General features: G+C 78.3%; 1 protein-coding gene. It reads right to left on the bottom strand.

Features of this window, described 5'->3' with window-relative positions; translation table 11 throughout:
• The coding region (locus tag ACFQBR_RS33605) for a hypothetical protein (protein ID WP_378554988.1) at positions 1-608 on the bottom strand (608 nt) is incomplete at both ends.

The following is a 608-nucleotide window of genomic DNA, read 5'->3' as shown; positions in this document are numbered from 1 at the left end:
CGGAGCCGGGCACCCGCACGTGCGCGCACCGGCCCGTGTCCGCCTCCACCTGCCACCCGGCGGCGCGCAGCGCCTCCGCGTAGGCGCCGACCTCCGCGGTGAACCACCCCCCGTCCTCGCGCTGCGAGCGTCGGGCCTGGCCGTGGTACACGTACAGGAGCCGCCCGCGCGGCTCCACGTAGAAGCCCCGGGGTTCCCCCGCCGCCGTCCAGTCCACGGGCGCGTGCCCGGCCGCCTGCAACACGGCCACCGCCCCGAGCACCTCGGGGGGCGAGCCCTCCCACGCCGGTGTCCCCTGCCCGCCCCACCACTCCCTGCCTGCCGCCTGCACGGGCGCGGCCTCGCCCCGTGCGCGCCGTGCCAGGGCCGCGTCCAGCCCGGCACGGCAGGCCAGGACCCCGCGCTGGATGCCGTACTCGTTCCCGGAGCGGTGCGGCAGCCCCTGGGACTCGCGCTCCTCCAGGTAGTCCAGGTGCTCGCGCAGCGCGGCCAGACCCGCCTGCGTGATGCGGAAGGCGTAGCCGCGGTCGGGGGGATCGCACGGGGCCAGGAGCCCGGCGTCGATCAGCCACTCCCGGCGCCGCCGGTCGCCCACAGAGGTGCGGTAG

Origin of the sequence: Nocardiopsis tropica, from assembly GCF_042660575.1 — a bacterium.
Lineage (GTDB): Bacteria > Actinomycetota > Actinomycetes > Streptosporangiales > Streptosporangiaceae > Nocardiopsis > Nocardiopsis tropica.
Note: the sequence above shows the minus strand (reverse complement) of the source record. Positions and strands in the feature narration are given on the sequence as shown.